Below are 1,244 nucleotides of genomic sequence, written 5' to 3'. Positions count from 1 at the left end.
GATGCTTGAGTCCCGATGTGTTTCTGTATCGGAGTTCATGTAGGTTTAGATGCCCTGTTTGATCGGGGCATTTCCGGTTTTTTTGTGGATTTGTTTGGAATGCAAGAAGCCCGCGGCATTTGCTGCGGGCTTTTTGTGATCTGGTTGCGGGAGTAGGATTTGAACCTACGACCTTCAGGTTATGAGCCTGACGAGCTACCGGGCTGCTCTATCCCGCGGCCATATTTGTCCTGATCGGGTTATTGTAACATCGTTCGAGAGATATGCGTTTCTTACCAAGTCTGGCGGTGACCTACTCTCCCACGTCTTAAGACGCAGTACCATCGGCGCAGCGGCACTTAACGGCCGAGTTCGGGATGGGATCGGGTGTTTTGCTCGCGCTAGGGCCACCAGACCGGGAAAGAAACGCTCAGCGTTGGCGCTTTTGAGGGCGCTTTATGTTGTCCAAGGATGCATTGGAGGAAGACAAAGTCTGTCTTCTTCCGGATCAAATCAAGCCTATCGAGCCATTAGTACCGGTCAACTGAATGCATTACTGCACTTACATCTCCGGCCTATCGACGTGGTGGTCTTCCACGGCTCTCAAGGGAGACCTTGTTTTGAGGGGGGCTTCACGCTTAGATGCCTTCAGCGTTTATCCTGTCCGTTCATAGCTACCCAGCACTGCCGTTGGCACGACAACTGGTCCACCAGTGGAACGTCCACCCCGGTCCTCTCGTACTAGGGGCAGCTCCTCTCAAGTCTCCAACACCCACGGCAGATAGGGACCGAACTGTCTCACGACGTTCTAAACCCAGCTCACGTACCTCTTTAAACGGCGAACAGCCGTACCCTTGGGACCTGCTCCAGCCCCAGGATGAGATGAGCCGACATCGAGGTGCCAAACGATGCCGTCGATATGGACTCTTGGGCATCATCAGCCTGTTATCCCCAGCGTACCTTTTATCCGTTGAGCGATGGCCCTTCCACTCGGGACCACCGGATCACTATGGCCGACTTTCGTCTCTGCTCGACTTGTCAGTCTTGCAGTCAGGCTGGCTTCTGCCATTGCACTCAACGACCGATTTCCGACCGGTCTGAGCCAACCTTCGCGCGCCTCCGTTACTGTTTAGGAGGCGACCGCCCCAGTCAAACTACCCACCACGCAGGGTCCCGGATCCGGATAACGGACCGCGGTTAGACATCAAGAGTGCGAAGGGCGGTATCTCAAGGATGGCTCCACGAGAACTAGCGTTCCCGCTTCA

The 1,244-nt window shown here is 55.0% G+C and carries 1 tRNA gene and 2 rRNA genes (1 of these 3 only partly in view); all 3 read right to left on the bottom strand.

Annotated features, from left to right (window positions below):
• Positions 1-141 precede the first annotated feature (141 nt).
• Positions 142-218: transfer RNA gene (locus tag DWB67_RS09240), tRNA-Met, on the bottom strand.
• Between the two features lie 61 nt (positions 219-279).
• Positions 280-394, bottom strand: a 5S ribosomal RNA gene (rrf, locus tag DWB67_RS09235).
• A 94-nt stretch (positions 395-488) separates the two neighbouring features.
• Positions 489-1,244, bottom strand: a 23S ribosomal RNA gene (locus DWB67_RS09230); it runs 2,079 nt beyond the window's last position.

The organism is Paracoccus sp. JM45, from assembly GCF_003590715.1.
Taxonomy (GTDB): Bacteria; Pseudomonadota; Alphaproteobacteria; order Rhodobacterales; family Rhodobacteraceae; genus Paracoccus.
The sequence above is the reverse complement of the archived record's forward strand: the minus strand, read 5'-3'. Positions and strand labels throughout refer to the sequence as shown.